At 68.1% G+C, this 21634-nt stretch carries 16 protein-coding genes; 9 read left to right on the forward strand and 7 right to left on the reverse strand.

Annotated elements, in window-relative coordinates; genetic code table 11:
• The first annotated feature begins 7 nt into the window (after nucleotides 1-7).
• Nucleotides 8-754 (forward strand): RDD family protein, encoded by a 747-nt coding sequence (locus ACFQ9R_RS07135; protein ID WP_378989398.1) that lies wholly within the window; start codon nucleotides 8-10, stop codon nucleotides 752-754.
• Nucleotides 755-932: 178 nt separating this feature from the next.
• On the opposite strand, the gene ACFQ9R_RS07140 is transcribed toward ACFQ9R_RS07135, so the two are convergent.
• The 6 genes from ACFQ9R_RS07140 to ACFQ9R_RS07165 form a co-directional block, all read right to left on the reverse strand.
• Nucleotides 933-2219 carry a DUF58 domain-containing protein gene (locus tag ACFQ9R_RS07140; RefSeq protein WP_378989399.1) on the reverse strand — a complete coding sequence of 429 codons (1287 nt, stop codon included), beginning with the start codon at nucleotides 2217-2219 and terminating at the stop codon, nucleotides 933-935.
• Between the two features lie 4 nt (nucleotides 2220-2223).
• A complete protein-coding gene (locus ACFQ9R_RS07145) occupies nucleotides 2224-3219 on the reverse strand; it encodes an AAA family ATPase (protein WP_378634537.1) in 996 nt (331 codons plus the stop codon).
• A complete protein-coding gene (locus ACFQ9R_RS07150) occupies nucleotides 3216-4241 on the reverse strand; it encodes a DUF4129 domain-containing protein (RefSeq protein ID WP_378989400.1) in 1026 nt (341 codons plus the stop codon). Before ACFQ9R_RS07150 ends, ACFQ9R_RS07145 begins: the two co-directional genes overlap by 4 nt.
• Nucleotides 4238-5092, reverse strand: a complete 855-nt coding sequence (locus ACFQ9R_RS07155; protein ID WP_378989401.1) for a hypothetical protein — start codon at nucleotides 5090-5092, stop codon at nucleotides 4238-4240. Before ACFQ9R_RS07155 ends, ACFQ9R_RS07150 begins: the two co-directional genes overlap by 4 nt.
• 167 nt (nucleotides 5093-5259) lie before the next feature.
• The gene (locus ACFQ9R_RS07160; RefSeq protein ID WP_378989402.1) at nucleotides 5260-6873 is read right to left on the reverse strand and encodes an adenylate/guanylate cyclase domain-containing protein; all 1614 of its coding nucleotides are present in this window, start codon (nucleotides 6871-6873) and stop codon (nucleotides 5260-5262) included.
• A gap of 163 nt (nucleotides 6874-7036) precedes the next feature.
• Complete coding sequence (locus tag ACFQ9R_RS07165; protein WP_378989403.1) at nucleotides 7037-7582, reverse strand: TetR/AcrR family transcriptional regulator; 546 nt, start codon at nucleotides 7580-7582, stop codon at nucleotides 7037-7039.
• Nucleotides 7583-7662: 80 nt separating this feature from the next.
• On the opposite strand from ACFQ9R_RS07165, the gene ACFQ9R_RS07170 reads away from it, so the two are divergent.
• Nucleotides 7663-9174, forward strand: coding sequence for an MFS transporter (locus ACFQ9R_RS07170; protein WP_378989404.1), 1512 nt, complete (start codon nucleotides 7663-7665; stop codon nucleotides 9172-9174).
• Between the two features lie 36 nt (nucleotides 9175-9210).
• On the opposite strand, the gene ACFQ9R_RS07175 is transcribed toward ACFQ9R_RS07170, so the two are convergent.
• Entirely contained in the window at nucleotides 9211-11034 is a 1824-nt protein-coding gene (locus ACFQ9R_RS07175; protein WP_378989405.1) for a DUF4407 domain-containing protein, read from the reverse strand.
• 928 nt (nucleotides 11035-11962) lie between these two features.
• Here ACFQ9R_RS07175 and gltB point away from each other — a divergent pair.
• The 7 genes from gltB (at nucleotide 11963) to ACFQ9R_RS07210 (ending at nucleotide 21450) form a co-directional block, all read left to right on the forward strand.
• A complete protein-coding gene (gltB, locus tag ACFQ9R_RS07180) occupies nucleotides 11963-16630 on the forward strand; it encodes a glutamate synthase large subunit (protein WP_378989406.1) in 4668 nt (1555 codons plus the stop codon).
• A complete protein-coding gene (locus ACFQ9R_RS07185; protein ID WP_378989407.1) occupies nucleotides 16623-18095 on the forward strand; it encodes a glutamate synthase subunit beta in 1473 nt (490 codons plus the stop codon). The genes gltB and ACFQ9R_RS07185 overlap by 8 nt, the downstream gene beginning before the upstream one ends.
• Nucleotides 18096-18351: 256 nt before the next feature.
• Nucleotides 18352-18978, forward strand: a complete 627-nt coding sequence (locus tag ACFQ9R_RS07190; RefSeq protein ID WP_378989408.1) for a tetratricopeptide repeat protein — start codon at nucleotides 18352-18354, stop codon at nucleotides 18976-18978.
• Between the two features lie 340 nt (nucleotides 18979-19318).
• Complete coding sequence (locus ACFQ9R_RS07195) at nucleotides 19319-19666, forward strand: hypothetical protein (RefSeq protein ID WP_378989409.1); 348 nt, start codon at nucleotides 19319-19321, stop codon at nucleotides 19664-19666.
• A complete protein-coding gene (locus ACFQ9R_RS07200) occupies nucleotides 19663-20595 on the forward strand; it encodes a hypothetical protein (protein ID WP_378989410.1) in 933 nt (310 codons plus the stop codon). Before ACFQ9R_RS07195 ends, ACFQ9R_RS07200 begins: the two co-directional genes overlap by 4 nt.
• Nucleotides 20592-21068 carry a roadblock/LC7 domain-containing protein gene (locus tag ACFQ9R_RS07205; protein ID WP_378989411.1) on the forward strand — a complete coding sequence of 159 codons (477 nt, stop codon included), beginning with the start codon at nucleotides 20592-20594 and terminating at the stop codon, nucleotides 21066-21068. Before ACFQ9R_RS07200 ends, ACFQ9R_RS07205 begins: the two co-directional genes overlap by 4 nt.
• A 10-nt stretch (nucleotides 21069-21078) precedes the next feature.
• On the forward strand, nucleotides 21079-21450 hold the full coding sequence (locus tag ACFQ9R_RS07210; protein WP_378653460.1) for a hypothetical protein: 372 nt from the start codon (nucleotides 21079-21081) through the stop codon (nucleotides 21448-21450).
• Nucleotides 21451-21634 lie beyond the last annotated feature (184 nt).

Below are 21634 nucleotides of genomic sequence, written 5' to 3' on the forward strand. Positions count from 1 at the left end.
TAGCCACATGGCTGAATTCACCACCGGCGAAGCGGTGGCGCTCGATCTCCCCATCGCGCGCATTCCCAGCCGTGCGGGCGCTTTTCTGCTCGACCTGATGCTCCAGTTGGCCCTCGCCGCGACGCTGGAATATGTCCTGATGCTCGTGCTGTTGGCCACCGATGCCGACTCGGCCTGGTTCTCGGTGACGGCGGTCGTCACGCTGGTGGCCGTGCTGATCGCCTATCCGGTGGTCAGCGAAACCGTCTCGCGCGGCCGATCACTGGGCAAGCTGGCCTTCGGCCTGCGTGTTGTGCGCGCCGACGCCGGGCCGATCGACTTCCGGCACGCGCTCACCCGCGGCCTCGCGGGCGCGATTGTGGATTTCTGGATGCTCGGTGCGTTCGGCGCGGTCGCGGTTGTCACGTCGCTGTGTTCGCGCGAGGGCAGACGAGTGGGTGACGTGCTCGCCGGGACGGTAGTTGTGCACACCCGCCAGACCATGCCGGCACCGTCGCTGGCGGTCGCCCCGCCCTGGTTGACAGGCTGGTCGGCGCAGCTGGATCCGAGCGGGATCTCCGACGAACTGGCCGCGGCAGCACGGCGGTATCTGACCAGGCTGCCCACGCTGACGCCGCCCACACAGCACTATCTGGGCACCCAGCTCGTCGAGGCCATGTGCGCCGCACTGCGCTGCCCGGTGCCCGTCGGCTACCCGCCCTATCACGTGCTCGGCGCGATTCTCGCTCGGCGACAGCAGCTTTCACGGGTCTAGCTCCACAGCCTGTGGATGAATCGCCTGTGCACGAATCAGGTTGCGCGGGAACCCACCTGTGCACAAACCCACCTGTGGATGAATCTGTTGGTGAGTCGGTGGATGAACTGTGAGTACCGGTGGAAACTGCGGTTATCCACAACCACGTGCGGTTGTGCACAATTCGCGATGCCACCGATCACAGCGAGCCGGACTGCTTGAGCTCGAGGTATTCGTCGGCCAGCGCCTCGGGCAGTCGATCGGGTGCCGCGGCCACCACGGCCACCCCGCGCCGCCGCAGCGATTCCTGCACGAGCGCACGCTCGGCCAGCACAGTCTCGGCCGCGGCCGCCGTGTAGACCTGCGAACGGTCACTCGCCGCCGCCGCGATGTCGGGATCGATCACAGAGACGATCAGCACCCGATGACGCCGTGTCAGCGTCGGCAGCGCGGGCAACAGGTGCTCGGTGACGGTCGGCCCGTCGAGACTGGTGAACCATACGATCAATGCCCGCCGTCGAACCCGCGAGATCACGGCGCGTACCAGCCCGTCGGTGTCGGTGTCCACCAGCTGTGGAGTAACCCCGGCGAGGGTGTGCATAAGTTTCAAAGGCAGCTGATTACCGCCTACGCCACTCACTTCCGCGCGGACTCGGCGGTCGTAGGCCAGCAGGTCGACCGTGTCGCCCGCGGCGGCGGCCAGACCACCGAGTAGCAGCGCCGCTTCGATCGCGCTGTCGAGCCGTGTTCCCTCACCGACCCGGCCCGCGCCGGCCCGTCCGGTATCGAGGACCATCAGCATGTGCCGGTTGCGTTCCGGCCGCCACGTCCGCACCAGCACGTCGTTCGCGCGCGCAGTGGCCCGCCAGTCGATGCTGCGCACGTCGTCGCCCGCCACGTACTCGCGGAACGAATCGAACTCGGTGCCCTGCCCGCGCGTATTGGCGACATTGCGCCCCTCGAGATGATGCAGCCGCTTCACCTTCGAACGCAGCAGCCGCTCACTGCGAAACGCGGGCAGCGCGCGCACCCTGGCAGGCACGTCGATCCGGCTCTGCCGTCCGGCCAGACCCAGCGGACCGAGCAGCCGCACCGTCACCGGGCCTGCGACCCGATCACCGCGATAGGTGGGAGTCAGGCTGGTGCGCAGCCGGATTCGGGTGTGCGGGGCCAGATCCAGCTGGTGTTCGCGGATGTCGGCACGCGCGCTGTCGGGCCAGGCGTCCCACAGCAGGCCCCGCACCGTGGCCGTGCCGGTATTGGTGACCGCCAGCTCCACCTCGGTGCCGCGTCCCAGCCGCACCACCGTCAGCGGATCACGGGTCAGCGACAGCGCATCCGCGCGCGCGGTGAGCGCGATATCGGTCAGCAGCAGCGCCACCAGCACCGCGCAGGCGCCGAGCACGCCGGCCCACGTGGGCACCACGAACATCACCACCGCCGCCGCGACCGTGGCGAGCAGCGCGAACCGGCCTGTGACCACCACGTCGCTAGACCGGAACCGGCACCGAGACCAGCAACGACGAGAGCACGCCCTCGGTGCTCACCCCGTCCAGCTCGGCCTCCGGCCGCAACTGCAAGCGATGCCGAAGTACCGCCATCGCCACGGTTTTCACGTCGTCGGGCGTCACGTACGCGCGGCCGTTGAGCCAGGCGAAGGCGCGGGCGGCGGCCAGCAGCGCGGTCGCGCCACGGGTGGACGCGCCGTGCGCGACGGCGGGGGAGGAGCGGGTGGCACGGCACAGATCGACGATGTAGGCCAGCACCTCCGGGCTCACGGTCACCTGGCCCACCGCGGCGCGCGCGGCCGCGATGTGTTCGGGTCCGGCGACCGGGCGCAGTCCGGCGGCGCCGAGGTCGCGCGGATCGAAGCCGCTCGCGTGGCGTTGCAGGATGCGGAACTCGTCGTCGCGGTCGGGCAGCCGGATGTCGACCTTGAACAGGAACCGGTCGAGTTGCGCCTCGGGCAGGGGATAGGTGCCCTCCTGCTCGATCGGGTTCTGGGTGGCGACCACCACGAACGGATCGGGCAGCGGACGCGGCTGACCGTCCACCGAAACCTGGCGCTCCTCCATCGATTCCAGCAGCGAGGACTGGGTTTTCGGTGGGGTGCGGTTGATCTCGTCGGCCAGCAGCAGGTTGGTGAAGACCGGACCCTTGCGGAAGGTGAACTCGGCCGAATGCGGGTCGTAGATCTGGGATCCGGTGACATCGCCCGGCATCAGGTCCGGGGTGAACTGCACGCGTGCGTGCTCGAGCGCCAGCGAGGTGGCAAGGGCGCGCACCAGCAGCGTCTTCGCCACGCCGGGAACACCTTCGAGCAGCACATGACCGCGGCACAGCAGGGCGAGCACGAGGTACAGCACGGCCTGGTCGTTGCCGACCACTGCCTTGCCGATCTCGGTGCGCAGTGCGGCCAGTGCCGCCGCGGCCTCCTGCGCGCTCGGCGTCTCGAGCAGCACAGCGTCCTTGGAAATATTTGTCATCCGAGCTCCGTCTCGATCCATTCGAGGTGTGCGGCAATGTAATGGAGGGTTGTCTCGTCCGGCACCTCGCCGAACAGGACAGTGCCGATCTGCCGACCGGGTACGCCGAGACGGCTGGACACGGCTTCGACGAGTTGATCGCCGGTGAGTTCGCCGCCCAGCCGCGGTGTGATCCGGCGCAGCGTCGCCGCGCGCAGGACATGGGCCACATGGGCCACGTCGCCGGAGCGGCGATACAGGCCCGCCTGTCCCGCGAGCAGCTCGTTCGCGGGGACCTCGACCGGGCGCGGCTCGCCGACCAGCGCGCCACGCCTGCGGGCCCGCCACCAGATCAGCGCCACGAAGGCGAGCAGGAACTGCAAGCCGCCGAACGCCAGCCAGCCGGGCAGGCGGGTGAAGATCGAGTCCTTGCCGCTGCCGAAATCGAGGTCGTTGTCATCAGGAGGTGGCTCGGGCGGGTCGGGTGGGTTGGGCAGATCGGGCGGGTGGGGTGCGTTGGGGGCGCCGCACGACTGCATGGTGGCGTAGACCAGCAGGGCGATGGCGAGTCCCGCCGCGAGCACCGCCCAGAAGCGGGGGCTGCGCAGGATCGGGGGCAGGGGTGGAAGCTTCCTGCGCTGCTTGGGTTCTCGCTCGACCACCTCGACCTCGAGCGGATCGAGAACGGGAGGTGGTGCGGACTGGGAGTACCGGTCGGCGTATTCGAGCCGGCGGTACTCGTCCTCGGTGGCGCTACGTCCGCCGTAGACGACCTCGTCGAAACTCCTTGCCGCCGGATGCAATTCGGTGGACTGCTCCAGCGGCAATGCCGTGGTCGCGTCGTCGGCGGTCTCCTGCGCGGTGCGCGAGCGGCGCACCGGCAAGCTGCCGTCCTGTTCGAGTCCGCGCAGGACGGCGCGGAAGCGTTCGCGCAGTGCGCGGTCGTAATCGCGGCGGCCCGCGGCGTTCTCGGCGGCGGCGCGATGTTCGGCGGCGGCGCCGAGACGGGGCTGCGGTGGGACGCCGTCAGGGAACTCGGTCACCGGCGATCACCGGGAATTCGAATGTCCATGCCTTCGCGCACACACCGCCGGCTGATGTAGCACAGCACGCGGCTGGTCGCCTCGACGATCTCGCTCACGGTCACCACCAGCAGAAACCCGCCGACGAGCAGGGTGATGAAAGCCCAGCGATGAGTGCCGGAGAAGTCGGAGAGGAAGAACGGAATTCCGAACGCGGGCACCGCGAGGACCGCGAAGATGCACCGCTGGGTGAGCCACAGACCCGCGGTCGACCAGTCGGCACCCTGCACGAGCTCCTTCGAACGGGCAACGCCCACACCGAAACCCGCGTGCTCGGCCACGATCGCCGGTTCGGTGACGAACCGCCGCGCCCGGACATACGAAAGCCAGATCAGCGCGAGCGGATAGGTGATCACCAGAATGCTGCCGAGCAGCAGCACCCCGATCCCGGTGAGCGTGAACATGATCTGCGCGAGCACCAGCGGCGTCGCCTGCCTGCCCGCGGCCCGCAACCCGTCGAGCACGCCGTAGCGCACCCCGTGGAAGTCGGCGAGCGCGATCGCGACGGTCGCGCCGCGCAGGACCAGGCGAACCACCCACACGCAGGCCGCGGTCGCCAGGATCGCCGCCCACGCGGTGCCCGCGTCGGAGCCGTCGGTGAGGTGGGAAACCAGACCGGTCACCCCGAGCGCGACGAGCACACCGATCACGAGCGCACTGCCGCCGAGCACCGCGAAGGTCCGGATATGGGCCTGGATCAGGGCGAACGGCTCATCGAGCAATTCGCGGAAACGCAAGGGGCGGATCGGCACCGTCGGCGGTGTTGGCGGCCCCGGCGCAGGCACCGGTGCCGGATCGACTCCCGCCCTCACGACGCCAACCGTATCGGCGGGACGCACGGGCCGAGTCTAGTCAATCCCGTCCGCCCCGCCCGGTATGTCTTTACCGAGAGGGGCCCGCCCCGACTCGAGCGCGTCAGCGCTCCGGCAAACACAGCGAGGTACACCCGCCCCTGGCCCGGTTTTACGGTTGACAATTCCTACCGAACATCGGCGGACCCGCGCCCGACAGCTGACCGCTCATCAACCGACGCCGATACCCTCGGCAGCGCAACCTGCGTGGGCTTCAAACGCCCACGCAGCGTGACCGTCTCACCGAGAATCCACTGCGCGGATTCTGAGTCGGCCGCAGCGGCAAGCGTGGTCGCCGACGTGAGCAAACGTTCGTCGTGCTGCTTGGACAGCTCGCACAGCCGAGCCGCCTCGTTCACAGCGTCACCGATCACCGTGAACTCGTACCGATTGTGCGTACCGACGTTGCCCGCGACCACCCGCCCCGCCGCGACGCCGATACCCGCGTCGAGATCGGAGGCGTCGCGCAATCGGCGCTGGATCGCCCGACCGCACGACAGCGCCGATCCAGCCAGGTCGTCGAGCGGAGCGGGGGTACCGAACACCGCCAGCGCCGCGTCGCCCTCGAACTTGTTGAGCAGCCCGCCGTGCCGTTCCACCTCGTCGACGACGATGTCGAAGAACCGGTTGAGAATGCCGACGATCTCGGGTGCGGGCAGGGTGGCCGCCATCGTGGTGGAGCCGATGATGTCGATGAACAGGGCCGCTGCCTCGGTTTCGGTGCCGCCGAGCACCGGCTGGGAGGCGATCGCCGCCATCGCGACATCGTGGCCGACATGCTTGCCGAACAGGTCCTCGATCATCGCCCGCTCGCGCAGCCCGTGCACCATCGTGTTGAAGCCGCTCTGCAGTTCGCCCAGTTCGGTGCCGTCGTAGAGGGCGATCTCGGCGTCGAGGTCGCCGTTCTCCACGCGCCGCAGCGCCTGGCGCACCCCCTTGATCGGGGCCACTGTCGCCGCGACGACCTGGGCCATCAGGATCAACCCGAACACCAGCGCGGAGCCGCCGAGGCTGAGCATGCACACCGCCAGCCTGGCCTTGCTCACCGCGGGATCGGCCAGCGCCCACACCGCCACCGTCATCGTGAGCGCCACCGGTACGCCGACCCCGACGAACCACGACAGCATGGTCCGGCCGAACACGCCGATGCCACGGCGGCGGTGCGGGTCGGCGGCCAGCACGCGCGCGGTCACCGGGCGCAGCGCGAATTCGATGATCAGGTAGCTGTTGGCGCACACGACGATCGCGGCGGCGCCGGTGGAGAGGATGACCTTGGGGATCAGCGCCGGTTCGAGCACCCCGTAGACGATGGTGAGCACGGTCAACGTCAGCGTCCACAGGATGGCCTGCTGCAGCACCATCCAGCGCGGCGCCGACACGGTGACCTGCTGTTCGGCCGGCGTCGGCACGTGCTCGGGATCGGTGGCCCAGCCCATCGAGCGCACCCCGGCCACGGTGCCCCACACGGTGCCGCCCGCCAGCGCGAGCGCAGCGCACAGCGGTGTGAACACGCTGTTGACCAGCAGGAGTTGCCGAGTGAACACGGTGGGACCGGGCAGCACGAAGCCCGCGAGCACCACCACCATGGCGATGCCGATCAGATTGGCGATGAGCAGCGGGACGGTGAGTAGTAACTGCACCCGAACTCGACGGATCTTCGATGCCTCGTCGACTGGCCCGAGCAGCGGCGAGCCCCATGGCGCTGATCGTGCCGCGCCCGCCGGTCCATCGCGGTTGATCACTTCTGAACTGTAAACCGGTGAACCCGGTGTCGGCCACAGAGTTGCGCAGGTCACTGCATCAGTCAGGCGGCTATACCAACTGGTCGCACCCAGTTTTGTGACCGCCCACCGGTCTGTCGACCGCCCTGTTGTCCGCGGCTTCGTTCGGTGTACAAATGTGCACTCAACCCTGGAGCAGGTTGTCGACGACGGCCCGGTAGCGCGCGGGTTCGATCTGCGGCAGACCGAGCAGGGCGCGCAGGTAGACCCCATCGCCCACCAGTCGGATGGTGTCGGCGCGGACGGGGTCGTCCACCTCGGTCTCGAGGTTGTCCGACCAGGCCGCCATCACCGCGTCGAGCGCGCGGTGCACCTCGTCGGGTTCGCTGCTCGCCGACGCGTCGATCGTGCGCATGGTCGCCAGCAGTGAGCGGTACAGGGCGAGTTCTACAGCGTCGTCCTGCGCGGTGGGGTCGGGCGTCTGCAGGTACCACTCGGCGATGGAGCTCCCGCTCGATCTGGCGTCGTCGAGTTGGGTGCGGGCACGCTCGCCGAGCCGCTGGACCAGGCCGACGAGCAGGGCGTCCTTGCTCTTGAAGTGGTAGAGGAGCCCGCCCTTCGACACGCCCGCCGCGGCGGCGACGTTGTCGAGGGTCATCTGTGCCGCGCCGCGTTCGAGCAGCAGGGTCTCCAGGGCGTCGAGGATGCGATCGCGGGTGTCAGAGCTCACGGCAATCACTGTACCGTCTGGACGGTTTTCTTGTTACTGTACCGTCTGGACGGTTTACCAACCCGAAAGACGAGAGACCGATGAACACCCCCACAGCACTCACCCCGACGCGCGCCACCCCGCGTGAGTGGGCGGGCCTCGGCGTACTCGCCCTGGCCCTGCTGCTGCTCGCCGTGGACGCGACCGTGCTGGACCTGGCCGTGCCCGCGATCAGCGCCGACCTCGCCCCGAGCACGCCACAGCTGCTCTGGATCATCGACGTGTACTCCTTCGTGCTCGCCGGTCTGCTGGTGGTGATGGGCAATCTCGGCGACCGGATCGGCAGGCGCAAGCTCCTGCTGATCGGTGCGGTCGGCTTCGGCATCGCCTCGGCGCTGGCCGCGTGGGCGGTGTCGCCGGAGATGCTGATCGCCGCGCGCGTCCTACAGGGCGTCGCGGGCGCCACGCTGATGCCCGCCACGCTCGGCCTGATCCGATCGATGTTCCAGGACCCGCGTCAGCGCACCGTCGCGATCGGTGTGTGGAGCGCGATGGCCGGTGGTGGCGCCGCGGCCGGTCCGCTGGTCGGCGGCTGGCTGCTCGAGCACTTCTGGTGGGGCTCGGTGTTCCTGGTGAACCTGCCGGTGATGCTGGTGCTGCTCGCCCTCGCCCCGCTGCTCATCCCCGAGTCACGTGATCCGAACCCGGGCCGGTTCGACGCGCTGAGCGCGCTGCTGTCGATGCTGGCGCTGGTGCCGGTGGTCTACGCGGTGAAGGAAACCGCCGCGCACGGTCCGGCGGTGAGCGCGCTGCTGGTCGGCCTGGTCGGTGTGGTCTCGGCCGTGCTGTTCGTGCGCAGGCAGCGTCGCCTGACCGATCCGATGCTCGACCTGCGGCTGTTCGAACTGCCGCGGTTCCGGGTGGCGGTGTTCACCAACCTGCTCGCGGTGTTCGCGCTGGCGGGCGTGCTGTTCTTCGGATCGCAGTATCTGCAGCTGGTGCTCGGCCGCACGCCCTTGGAGGCGGGTCTGCTGATGCTGCCGGGGCTCGCGGCGAGCGTGTTCGGTTCGCTGGCGGCGGCCTGGCTCGTGCGGCGCTGGCGCGCGGCGCTGGTGCTGGCCGGTGCGCTGGTCGTCACCGCGATCGGCGCGGCGGCCTTCCTCGCGGTCGACGCGGTGAGCGGCGCCGAAGCGTTCGTGCTCGGGTTCGTCGGCATCGGTCTCGGTGCCGGTGTGGCCATGACCGTGGCCGCCGACCTGGTCGTCGGATCGGCGCCGGAGGAACGCGCCGGTGCGGCCGCGGCGATCTCGGAGACCGCCTACGAAACGGGTCTTGCCCTGGGTGTCGCCCTGCTCGGCAGCACCGTGATGGCGATCTTCCGGCGTGGTCTGGACGTGTCCTTGCTGCCGGATGACGCCGTGGCGGCCGCGTCGGGTTCGCTCAGCGGTGCCGTCGAGGTGGCCGGTGAGCTGCCCGCCGCGGTGGCGGCGGAGTTCCTGTCGTCGGCGAACCAGGCGTTCGTCAGCGGCATCCATCTGACGGTGCTCGGCATCGTCGCGGTGCTGTTGTTCGCGGCCTACAGCGCGGTGCGGACGAAGACCACGCGCGGCTGAGCCGGGGTGGCCGAGATTGTCGGCCACCCCGTGCGATCAGCGGGCGGGCGGCAGCTGACGCCGGTTGCCGGGCAGCTCGTTGGCGTTTCCGCCGGCGAGCTCGCCGTGGCTGTCCGCCTCGGGCAGGCCGTTGCCCTGACCGGCGGGCAGCGCGGTGTAGTTCGGCGCCGAGGGGTACTGACGCGGGTCCGGGTGGAAGCGGCTCGACGGCGCGTCGACCACGTTCGAGGCGATCTGCTGGGCGTACGGCTGGTACGGCTGCTGGTACTGCTGCTGCGGGTAGGCGCCGGGCGGCAGGAAACCCTGCGCGGGCTGACCCTGCAACTGATATCCGGCGGGGACCTGCTGTTGCTGCGCGGAATCCTGCGTGTCGACGGTGACCTTGCGCGTGCGGCGCAGCGTGAACGTCACTTCTTCGACCTCTTCGAACGCCTGCCGCGCGGTCCGCATCGGGTGGGTGGCCGAGTCGAAGGCATTGGCCACGAAAGCCGGTACCAGCGGACGGATCCAGCGGGCGGCGGTGTCGGTGAACGGCACCGTCCCGATGATCGGCAACTCCAAACCGCCACCGCCGGCCGGTGCTTGCGCGGGCGGCTGCTGGGTGGGCGTCTGGTGGGCGGGGACGAGAGCCCCGGCGGTGCCGGCGGGCAGCGCGTGCTGGACGTACCCCGCGGGCAGCTGCGATGTGACGTTCGGCTCCAGAGACACGGAGTCGTCCTTTCGATGCGGCTCGGTGAACCCGAGCTCGAAACCGCCGATCGCGGCGATGATCCTGGTGCGCTGACGTTCTCGATCGATCACGGTATCGGCTTCGATGGCCAGTTGCGCGGCGGTGAGCTCGTGTTCGGCGCGCAAGGCGGCCGTCTCGGTGCGCACTTCGGCGCGTTTCACCGCGATGGCGGCGTCGGCCTCGCGCTGGGCCCGATCGGCCACCTCCGCGGCGTCGACCCGGCGGTCGAGCGAGGTTTCCCCGCGCCACCAGCGCAGCAGCAGCGGCAGCAGGGCCACGACGATGCCCGCGAGCAGGATGAGCAGGCGCAGCGCGGCGGCGCCCGCGTGTGACGCGGTGTAGCTGTTCATGGCCAGCCAGCGGGCGCCCAAGCCACGGTCGCCGTCGGCGAACGCGCTGGTCCGCGCGGTGGCGAGCGCGGCGGACTCGGTGCGAACCCGCTGGTCGAGGCCCTCGATGCGGCCCTGCGCCGTGGCGAGCTGTTTGCGGGCGTCGTCGAGCATCTCGTTGGCGGTCTGCGTTTCCGGACCGCGACCCGGTACCCCGGTGATTCTGGTCCGCGGGCATTCCGCGGTGGGGTTGTACTCGCAGCGGGCGATCACCAGCGCGCGGTCGATGTCGGCCTGCGACTTGGCGATACTCAGATCGAGCGCGGCCCGGTCGGCGGTGGCGAGGTCGAACGAGGTGCGGGCGGCGACCACGGCAGGCGCGTTCTCGGCACTCGCCTGGGCGCGCACATCCAGTTCCCGGTCGACGGTCCCGCCGAGCAGCACGGTGGCGGCGAGTTCGGCCACGAAGACCCCGGCCAGCACCCCGACCCCGATCCGGGCCGCGATACCGAACCGATCGTCGTCCGCACCGGGCCGCGTAGTCGCCTGCGCCCGGCCGAGCGCTCCCGCGGCGACGGCGATGACCAGCGCGAACAGCACCGCGACGAGCACGGCAGCGTCGGCGGCGAGCAGTGCGGACATCGCGACGAGACCGGCGATCACGGCGAACAACGTCACGGCGGCACCGGTGACGAGATAACGGCCCTGTTCATGGCTGAAAGCCAGGTCGGCGCCCGATTCGTGGTCCCGGCGCCGTGGCGAGGCGAGGCCTCCGCCGAGCCAGGTGAGTAAGCCGGTCATGAGTTCTCCCCGGGTCGTGCGCTCCACTGGGCATGGCGAAACTGATAGATAAGGCGAAACTGGCATGGATTCGTTGTGTCAGCGTGACAGGCCGGACACCGACACACCGAGTGCCGAGGTACTGCTTGTGGTCAGCCTCACAGTGGATGGGTCCACTCATCGCGCTGACCGAAACATTTCTGTGCCGACCTCGGCGTGTCGCGCGCGGCGAGCCGGGCCGCACCGCCGTCTGTGCCCGATTTGTGTCGAACGACACTGCCAGAAATTTGCCAGCAGTGTGCTGTGGCGCACATTTCGCAATACAGACCGTACGGTCGGCTGACTGGAGCGCTTGTGGGGGCCCGTGTCGGGAATATCTCACAGTCCCCACCCCTGGTTAGCGGAGGTGGGAGGTTTGACCAGGGCATCTGCAGGGAAATCTGCTGCGGTGCAGGTGAGTTCAGCTTTCGGCCCCCGGCCGACGGTGGAGCCGAGTCTGCTCGTCGACTGTGTTCACGCAGGTAGGCGGGGGTTGTCCGGGATCGATCCGGTCCCCGGTCTGCTTTACACTGGACGACGCGCGCGACGATGCAAGCAGCCGTTACAAACCCCAGCTAGACGGGTTACTTAGCACAACCTTAGTTGGTTGGGTCTGCGGTCTGACTTATCGTTTGCTCTTACGCCGAACGCACCCAGTTCGGCACAACCACCTGTTCGAGGTCCGGTGAAACCGGGCCAAGAGTAGCGGGTGAAACCCCGCGCAGAGGTAAGGGAGAAGTAAGCATCCCGTTACCTCTGAGCACCCCAACTACGTCAACGCCGCAAACCACCACCGTCGCTGGTTTCGGATCGTACGGACGCAGTCTTGACGGAGGCGAAACGACGAAGGGCCCACGCTCAGCTTGCTGGGTGGCCGACATCGACAGCCGACTTTCTTGAAGGCAGAGGCATGACGCAACTTCCTGGCCACAGGTCACCCGGAGTCACCGGGCTCTACGATCCGGCATTCGAACACGACGCCTGCGGCGTCGCGTTCGTTGCCGACATGCATGGACGACGCAGTCGAGACATCGTCGACAAGGCCATCACGGCCCTCCTGAACCTGGAGCACCGCGGTGCTGCGGGTGCCGAGCCGAACTCCGGCGACGGCGCGGGCGTCCTGCTGCAGCTCCCGGACAAGTTCTTCCGTGCGATCCTCGCCGAAGAAGGCGCCGCTTTCGAGTTGCCCCCGGAAGGCTCCTACGCCTCCGGTATCGCCTTCCTGCCGCAGGCCCGCCGCGAAGCCGCGCGGGCCGCCTACGGCGTCGAGAAGATCGTCACCGAAGAGGGCCTGGCCGTGCTCGGCTGGCGCGAGGTGCCGATCGACGAGACCTCGCTCGGCGCGCTGGCCCGCGATGCCATGCCCACCTTCCGGCAGATCTTCATCGGCTCGCCGAAGAACTCCGCCGAGCAGCTCTCGGACATGGACCTGGAGCGTCGCGCCTACGTGATCCGCAAGCGGATCGAGCACGAGCTCGGCAAGGCTGGCCCCGGCGAGGGCACCGTCGGCAAGGAATCGGTGTACTTCCCGAGCCTGTCCGGCCAGACCTTCATCTACAAGGGCATGTTCACCACGCCCCAGCTGCGTGCGTTCTACCTGGACCTGCAGGACGAGCGCGTCGAGTCGGCCATCGGCATCGTGCACTCGCGCTTCTCCACCAACACCTTCCCCTCGTGGCCGCTGGCGCACCCGTTCCGCCGGGTCGCCCACAACGGTGAGATCAACACCGTCACCGGTAACGAGAACTGGATGCGCGCCCGTGAGGCGCTGCTGCGCAGCGACGTGTTCGGCAAGGACGAGGCGGGCAAGGACCGGCTGCAGAAGATCTTCCCCGTCTGCACCCCCGGCGCCTCCGACACCGCGCGTTTCGACGAGGTGCTCGAACTGCTGCACCTGGGCGGTCGCGAACTGCACCACGCCATCATGATGATGATTCCCGAGGCGTGGGAGCGTAACGAGAACCTCGACCCCGACCGGCGCGCGTTCTACGAGTACCACTCGATGCTGATGGAGCCGTGGGACGGCCCGGCAGCGGTGTGCTTCTCCGACGGCACCAAGATCGGCGCCGTGCTCGACCGCAACGGTCTGCGCCCGGGTCGCATCTGGGTCACCGAGGACGGCCTCGTCGTGCTCGCCTCCGAGGTCGGCGTGCTCGACATCGACCCCGCCACCGTGGTCCAGAAGATCCGCCTGCAGCCGGGCAAGATGTTCCTGGTCGACACCGAACAGGGCCGCATCGTCACCGACGAGGAGGTCAAGTCGGAACTGGCCGCGGCGCAGCCGTACCAGCAGTGGCTCGACGAGGGCGTCAGCCGCCTGGCCGACCTGCCCGACCGCCCGCACGTGCACATGTCGCACGACCGCGTGCTGATCCGTCAGCAGATCTTCGGCTACACCACCGAGGACCTGAACCTGCTGATCACGCCGATGGCCAAGACCGGCGGCGAGGCACTGGGCTCGATGGGTACCGATACGCCGATCGCGGTGCTGTCGAACCGTTCGCGTCTGCTGTTCGACTACTTCTCGCAGCTGTTCGCGCAGGTCACCAACCCGCCGCTGGACGCCATCCGCGAGAAGGTCGTCACCAGCCTCAAGCGCAACCTCGGCCCCGAGGCCGATCTGCTGCATCCGGGTCCCGACTCCTGTCGCATGATCGCGCTCGAACAGCCCATTCTCGACAACGACGAGCTGGCCAAGCTCGTCCACATCAACGACGACGGCAGCCAGCCGGGCCTGCGCTCGGTGGTCGTGCGCGGTCTGTACCCGGTCGCCGAGGGCGGCGAGGGTCTGCGCAAGGCGCTCGCGGCCATCAACACCCAGGTCTCGGCCGCCATCGACGGCGGCGCGCGCATCATCGTGCTGTCCGACCGTGAGTCCAACGAGAAGCTGGCGCCGATCCCGTCGCTGCTGCTCACCTCGTCGGTGCACCACCACCTGGTGCGCGAGCGGACCCGCACCATGGTCGGCCTGGTCGTGGAGGCCGGTGACGCCCGCGAGGTGCACCACATGGCCCTGCTGATCGGTTTCGGCGCCGCCGCGATCAACCCGTACATGGCCTTCGAGACCATCGAGGACATGCTCGAGCGCGGCTCGCTGCAGATTCCGGGCAGCACCGGCGATCTGGGCGCCGACTTCCGCAAGGCCGTCGCGAACTACTGCACCGCGGCCAGCAACGGCGTGCTCAAGGTGATGTCGAAGATGGGCATCTCCACCCTGGCCTCCTACAACGGCGCCCAGCTGTACCAGGTCATCGGCCTGGCTCAGGACCTGGTCGACGAGTACTTCACCGGCCTGCGCTCCGCGCTGGGCGGCATCGGTCTCGACGAGATCGCCGAAGAGGTGGCCATCCGCCACCGCGTCGCGTTCCTGGAGAACCGCAACGAGCGCGCGCATCGCGAGCTCGAGGTCGGTGGCGAGTACCAGTGGCGTCGTGAGGGCGAGTACCACCTGTTCAACCCGGACACGGTGTTCAAGCTCCAGCACGCGACCCGCACCGGCCAGTACTCGATCTTCAAGGAGTACACCAAGCTGGTCGACGATCAGTCCGAGCGCTTGGCGGCGCTGCGTGGCCTGTTCAAGTTCAAGTCGAACCAGCGCGCGTCGATCTCCATCGACGAGGTCGAGCCCGCGAGCGAGATCGTGAAGCGTTTCTCGACCGGTGCGATGAGCTACGGCTCCATCTCCGCCGAGGCGCACGAGTCCCTCGCCATCGCGATGAACCGCATCGGCGCTCGCTCGAACTCCGGTGAGGGCGGCGAGAGCCCCGCTCGCTTCGAGGTCGAGGAGAACGGTGACTGGCGTCGTTCGGCGATCAAGCAGGTCGCGTCGGGTCGCTTCGGTGTCACCGCGCACTACCTGACCAACGCCACCGACATCCAGATCAAGATGGCCCAGGGCGCCAAGCCGGGCGAGGGCGGCCAGCTGCCCGCGCACAAGGTGTACCCGTGGGTCGCCGAGGTGCGTCACTCCACGCCGGGCGTCGGCCTGATCTCGCCGCCGCCGCACCACGACATCTACTCGATCGAGGATCTGGCGCAGCTGATCCACGATCTGAAGAACGCGAACCCGCAGGCTCGGATTCACGTGAAACTTGTCGCGGAGCCGGGTGTCGGCACCGTCGCCACCGGTGTGTCCAAGGCACACGCCGACGTCGTGCTCATCTCGGGCCACGACGGCGGCACCGGCGCGTCGCCGCTGACCTCGCTCAAGCACGCGGGTGGACCCTGGGAGCTCGGCCTGGCCGAGACCCAGCAGACCCTGCTGCTCAACGGCCTGCGTGACCGCATCGTCGTGCAGGTCGACGGTCAGATGAAGACCGGCCGCGACGTGATGATCGCCGCCCTGCTCGGCGCCGAGGAGTTCGGTTTCGCGACCGCGCCCCTGGTGGTCTCGGGTTGCGTCATGATGCGCGTGTGTCACCTCGACACCTGTCCGGTCGGCATCGCTACCCAGAACCCGGTGCTGCGCGAGCGCTTCACCGGCAAGCCGGAATTCGTCGAGAACTTCATGATGTTCATCGCCGAGGAGGTGCGTGAGCTGCTCGCCGAGCTGGGCTTCCGCACCCTCGACGAGGCCGTCGGCCGGGTCGACCTGCTCGACACCGCCAAGGCCAAGCAGCACTACAAGGCCGCCAAGCTGGACCTGTCGCCGATCCTGGACATGCCGGAGACGGCGTTCATGAACCAGAACACCCGGTGCACCGGTACCCAGGACCACGGTCTGGACAAGGCTCTCGACAACGAGCTGATCGCGCAGAGCGCTCCCGCGCTCGAGCGTGGTCAGACGGTCAAGATCGAAACCAAGATCACCAACGTGAACCGCACGGTTGGCACCATGCTCGGCCACGAGGTGACCAAGCTCTACGGTGGCGCGGGCCTGCCCGACGACACCATCGACATCACCTTCACCGGTTCGGCGGGCAACAGCTTCGGCGCGTTCGTCCCGGCCGGCATCACGCTGCGGGTCTTCGGTGACGCCAACGACTACGTCGGCAAGGGTCTGTCGGGTGGCCGCATCGTGGTCCGCCCGTCGGCTTCTGCTCCGGAAGCCTTTGTCGCCGAAGACAACATCATCGCGGGCAACGTGATCATGTTCGGCGCCACCAGCGGTCGCATCCTGATCAACGGTGTCGCGGGCGAGCGCTTCGGCGTGCGTAACTCCGGTGCCACCGCGGTCGTCGAGGGTGTGGGCGACCACGCGCTCGAGTACATGACCGGTGGCCGCGTGGTCATCCTCGGTGACACCGGCCGCAACCTCGGTGCCGGTATGTCCGGTGGCGTCGCCTACTTCTACGACCCCGAGGGCAAGCTGCCCGGCCGGGTCAACCCGGATCAGGTCGACGCGATCGAACAGCTCTCCGGTGACGACTTCACCTGGCTGCGCGACATCATCGCGACCCACCGCGACGAAACGGGATCGGCTGTGGCCGAACGCATCCTGAGCGACTGGTCCCAGCAGGTGAACCACTTCGTGAAGGTCATGCCCCGCGAATACAAGAAGGTTCTACTCGCCATTTCCGAAGCCGAGAAGGCCGGCAAGGACGTGGATACCGCGATCATGGAGGCGGCTCGTGGCTGACCCACAGGGATTTTTGAAGCACACCTCGAGGGAAACCCCGGCCCGTCGTCCGGTCGAGCTGCGTCTGCTCGACTGGAAAGAGGTCTACGAGGAGAAGAAGTTCTCCCAGGACACCTTGAAGACCCAGGCCAGCCGCTGCATGGACTGCGGTATCCCCTTCTGTCACAACGGCTGTCCGCTCGGGAACCTGATTCCCGAGTGGAACGACCTGGTCTACAAGGGCGCGTGGCGCGAAGGCATCGACCGCCTGCACGCCACCAACAACTTCCCGGAGTTCACCGGCCGCCTGTGCCCGGCTCCGTGTGAGGCGTCCTGCGTGCTCGGCATCAACCAGGAGCCGGTCACGATCAAGCAGGTCGAGGTCGAGCTCATCGAGAACGCCTTCGACGAGGGCTGGGTCACCCCGGTGTACCCGACCCGTCTCACCGGCAAGAAGATCGCTGTCGTCGGCTCGGGCCCGGCCGGTCTGGCCGCCGCCCAGCAGCTCACTCGCGCCGGTCACACCGTGACCGTGTTCGAGCGTGACGACCGCATCGGCGGCCTGATGCGCTACGGCATCCCGGAATTCAAGATGGAGAAGTCGGTCATCGACCGTCGTCTGGCCCAGATGGAAGCCGAAGGCACCATCTTCAAGGCAGGCGTCAACGTGGGTGTCGACATCACCGCCGAGCAGCTGCGTGAGCGTTTCGACGCGATCGTGCTGGCCGGTGGCGCCACCATCGCCCGCGATCTGCCGATCCCGGGCCGCGAGCTCGACGGCATCCACCAGGCGATGGAGTTCCTGCCGCTGTCCAACCGGGTGCAGCTCGGTGACGACATCGCCGACTCCGACGGTCTGCCGCCGATCCACGCCAAGGGCAAGAAGGTCATCATCATCGGCGGTGGCGACACCGGCGCCGACTGCCTGGGCACCTCGCACCGCCACGGCGCCGAGTCGGTGCACCAGTTCGAGATCATGCCGCGTCCTCCCGAGGAGCGCGCGGGCTCGACCCCGTGGCCGACCTACCCGCTGATGTACCGGGTCGCCTCGGCGCACGAAGAGGGCGGCGAACGTCTGTTCTCGGTGAACACCGAGCGTTTCGTCGGCGCGGACGGCAAGGTCACCGGTCTCGATGCGCACGAGGTCAAGATGGTCAACGGCCGTTTCGAAAAGGTCGAGGGCACCGACTTCACCCTCGAAGCCGACCTGGTCCTGCTGGCCATGGGCTTCGTCGGTCCCCAGAAGCCGGGCCTGCTCACCGATCTCGGTGTCGGCTACGACGGTCGCGGCAATGTCCAGCGCGACAAGAGCTGGGCCACCAACATCCCCGGCGTCTTCGTGGCCGGTGACATGGGCCGTGGCCAGTCGCTGATCGTCTGGGCCATTGCCGAGGGCCGCGCCGCCGCGTCGGCCGTCGACAAGTTCCTCGAGGGCGAGACCGCGCTGCCTGCGCCGATCCCCCCGACGGCTGTCGCCCAGCGCTAGCCGCGCAACCAGTAAGGCGCCCGCAGGCTTTCGAGCCCGCGGGCGTCTTTTTTTGTCATTCCCCCCACACGAGGCAGGTGTCCCGCCGAATCCGGACGCCTTGCCAGATACCTGCGGGTTTGCGGGGAATGTGCGTAGGGGGGTGAACGGGGAAGGGGTGCAAGGGGTTCGGTAGGCGAGCGAACGACGTGGCTGATCTTCCCTGCAGCACATAGACTTTCCGTGTCGAGGTGTACGGGAGATCCGAGGGGGAGCTGTGCCGTTGCCGCCGGAAGCGTTGGCGAACCTTCGCCGCGCCGCAGAGCGTGGTGACGGTACCGCCATGCACAATCTCGCCCACTTCTACCACGACCACAGCGATTTCGAAGCCGCCGAGTACTGGTTCCGGCGCGCCGCCGCCGCGGGGCACACACGCTCGATGAACAACCTGGCCGTGTTGCTCGACCAGTTCGGTGAACTCGACGAGGCCGAGTCCTGGTACCGCCGTGCGGCTGTCGCGGGCAATGCCAACGCCATGTTCAATCTGGCCACCATGCTCTACCAGTGCGGTGACCGCCGGGACGCCGAAACCTGGTACCACCACGCCGCGATGGCGGGCCATGTCGACGCCATGTTCAATCTCGCGCGACTCCTCCAGGATCAGGACCGCCTCGACGACGCCGAAGCCTGGTTCGGCGAGGCCGCCGACCACGGCGACATCGACGCCGTGAACAACCTCGGCATCCTGCTGCGCCACCGCGGCGCCATCACCGAGGCCCGCCGCTGCTTCCGTCGCGCGGCCGATCTCGGCCACCCGCGGGCCATGGCCAACCTCGCCGCCCTGCTGGAATCCCAAGGCGCCCACCGCGAAGCGGAAACCTGGTACCGCCGCGCCGCCGGCTGATCGCACACTCCGAGCACATCGGTGGGGAACCGCTGTGCGTCGGGTTCGGCGAGGTCTGCGAAGACACAATTATCGATGTTTACGCGATGATCGCTGGCGGGTGGAACAGGCGAGTGATCACCGGTTATAGCTGCTCGCAGCGAATGGGCGCCGAAGTTACTCAAAAGTATTGATACCGAGCGGTTTTCCAGCAACCATCAGCAAACATATTGTGCGGCAGCAATTTTCCGGCGTTCAAGATGCGAGGAATAGCGGAGGGGTATAACGTCTCGTCTCGATCAATAGTCGATGACGGTTCGGGGGCTCGGTGAATTCTCTTGATGGGTGTCTGAAACGCATCATGGATATTCCCGGGGCGCGCAGTGTGACGCTGGTGGACGGGGCGAGCGGGTTGGCCGTCGCCGGTGCAGGCGAGCGCCGAGGCGTCGACGAGCACGAGGACGCGGCGGGGACCACCGATGTGATGCGGGCCGCGCTCGCGTGTCCGGCCCTGGGGAGCTCCGACGACGACCTCACCGAGATCGTGGTGTGCCGGACCAGGGGATTTCACCTCCTCCACCTGGTCGACGGCGATTTCGACGGCAGGTTGTTCATGCATGTCGTCTTCGACGGCGACACCGGCAATCTCGGGATGGCCCGCTATCAGCTCAGGTCGGCACTGCAGGAATTGACGGGCGGGGATCGATGAGTGTCGCGCTCGCCGATGAATTGCATCGGCTCGGCGAAGAAGGCTCGACCGGAGTATTGCGCGCAGGCGACGGCGAATTCCACTTGGTGCGCGGCACTATCGCCTCGGTCGGCTGCGGGCGGACCATCGGACTCGACAGATTGGTCGTCGAAGCGGGCGTAGCAACGGCGGAGGATTGGCGTCGCGCCGGTGCGGGCGACCCGGGTCCGCTGCTGGACCAGCCACAACTGGAAACCCTGGCGCTGCTGTCGGTGTTCGACGCCGCCTATTTTTTGCTGGCCTCCGCGGGTGAGCCGGAATTCCGTCCGACCACCGAACACTGGCTGGCGCCGGTCTGCCACATCGCGCCCCGCGCGCTTGTTCACGAATGCGAACGCCGCACCGACAACGAGTACGGCCCGTGGACCGCCGACCTCGTCACCCTGGTTCCGGTGGTCCCGGCCCGCCGGATCAAGCGGAACCAGGTGGTACTCACCGGAAGTCAGGCAGAGGTTCTCGCCGCCGCCGACACCCGCCGCAGCATCGCCGACATCGCCCGCGATCTGGGCCGCACCACCTACGGCTGCCTCGTCGCGGTCCGCGACCTGACCACAGCGGGCCTGATCGAAGCGCCGGAACCCGTCGCGACCGAACAACCACCGCGCGGGCGCCACCTCGCCCTCGCACCGGACCCGGCCGACCACCGGAGCTCGACTCGGTCGACAACATCCGTGCCCACGCTGCCCCGACGCGTTCCGGGCAGCGCGGGACCGACCCGCCCCCAGCAGGAGACGGGTGCACGACAGGGCAGGCACGCGATCGACGAGGAAGCGACCGCGACCGCCCGACACCGCGGAAAACCGGCCGGCGCAGCGGAACCCGAACGCTGGCAGCAGGTCGACCGCGAAACACTCATCCGGCTCAGGGCGGCGTTGGAGGAGCTTGCGTGACCGTGCGGAAGAAGCTGCTCGGTGATTGGAGGGGAAGGTTGACCAAGGTGGCGATGACCACACCCGAACCCAGGGCGCCCGAACACACAGCGCCCCAGAACTACCCGGCTGTGCAGGCCGAACTGCAGTCGTTGCGCGAACGGCTACCTCAGCTCACCGGGTCGCTGGTGGCCTCCAGCGACGGGCTGCTCATCGAACACGACCTCCCCGCCCATCTCGAACCCGCGGGCCTGGCCGCGCTGTCGGCCGCGCAGTTGTCGCTGTCGTACCGGCTGGCGAACACCGCGCACGGCGGCGGGTTCAGCGAGGTCGTCGTGCACGGCACCGAGGGGCAGGTGGTGATCTACGCCGCCGGGCGCACCTCGCTGACCGTGCTCGCCGGACCCGAAGTGAATGTCGGTCGACTTCATCTGGAGTCGCGACCGGTAGCTCGCGCGATCGCCGGCCATCTGGCGGCGGCGCACAACGATTGAAAGGCACACGATGTCGAATATGGATCTGGCTCTGAAGGACATGATGGTGATCGAGGGCGCGATCGGCGCCGCGATCGTCGACTACAGCAGTGGCATGGCCCTCGGAATGCTCAGCAGCACCAAGTCGCTAGACCTGCAGGTCGCCGCGGCGGGCAACACCGAGGTGGTGCGGGCGAAGATGCGCACCATCGAGCAGCTCGGCCTCAACGAGGAGATCGAGGACATCCTCATCACCCTGGGCACGCAATACCACCTGATCCGCCCGATGACGGGGCGCAAGTCCAAAGGGCTGTTCCTCTACCTCGCCCTCGATCGCGGCCGGGCCAATCTGGCGCTGGCGCGGCACAAGCTCAAGGGCATCGAAGAAGACCTGGAGGTGTGAGTTTCGCGAACGGGGGGCGTGTCGGCGGTGACGTGCCGCCGACATCCCGTCATCGGCGGGGTGAACCCTGCGCGATCAGTCGGTGCGACCCATCACAAGATCGAGAGGTTGTGTGGCATGGGATGGCTCGTACGCCTATTGTGATTCGCGGCGAGGTCTGGGGCCACAACGTCAGTAATCGGGG

The organism is Nocardia sp. NPDC056541, assembly GCF_042794235.1.
GTDB lineage: Bacteria > Actinomycetota > Actinomycetes > Mycobacteriales > Mycobacteriaceae > Nocardia.

What these genes read in the sequence shown, in the direction of transcription:
- ACFQ9R_RS07135 (WP_378989398.1), top strand. Translation starts at nt 8, where the DNA reads ATGGCTGAATTCACCACCGGCGAAGCGGTGGCGCTCGATCTCCCCATC.
- ACFQ9R_RS07145 (WP_378634537.1), bottom strand. Translation starts at nt 3,219, where the DNA reads ATGACAAATATTTCCAAGGACGCTGTGCTGCTCGAGACGCCGAGCGCG.
- ACFQ9R_RS07170 (WP_378989404.1), top strand. Translation starts at nt 7,663, where the DNA reads ATGAACACCCCCACAGCACTCACCCCGACGCGCGCCACCCCGCGTGAG.
- ACFQ9R_RS07175 (WP_378989405.1), bottom strand. Translation starts at nt 11,034, where the DNA reads ATGACCGGCTTACTCACCTGGCTCGGCGGAGGCCTCGCCTCGCCACGG.
- gltB (WP_378989406.1), top strand. Translation starts at nt 11,963, where the DNA reads ATGACGCAACTTCCTGGCCACAGGTCACCCGGAGTCACCGGGCTCTAC.
- ACFQ9R_RS07195 (WP_378989409.1), top strand. Translation starts at nt 19,319, where the DNA reads ATGGATATTCCCGGGGCGCGCAGTGTGACGCTGGTGGACGGGGCGAGC.
- ACFQ9R_RS07200 (WP_378989410.1), top strand. Translation starts at nt 19,663, where the DNA reads ATGAGTGTCGCGCTCGCCGATGAATTGCATCGGCTCGGCGAAGAAGGC.
- ACFQ9R_RS07210 (WP_378653460.1), top strand. Translation starts at nt 21,079, where the DNA reads ATGTCGAATATGGATCTGGCTCTGAAGGACATGATGGTGATCGAGGGC.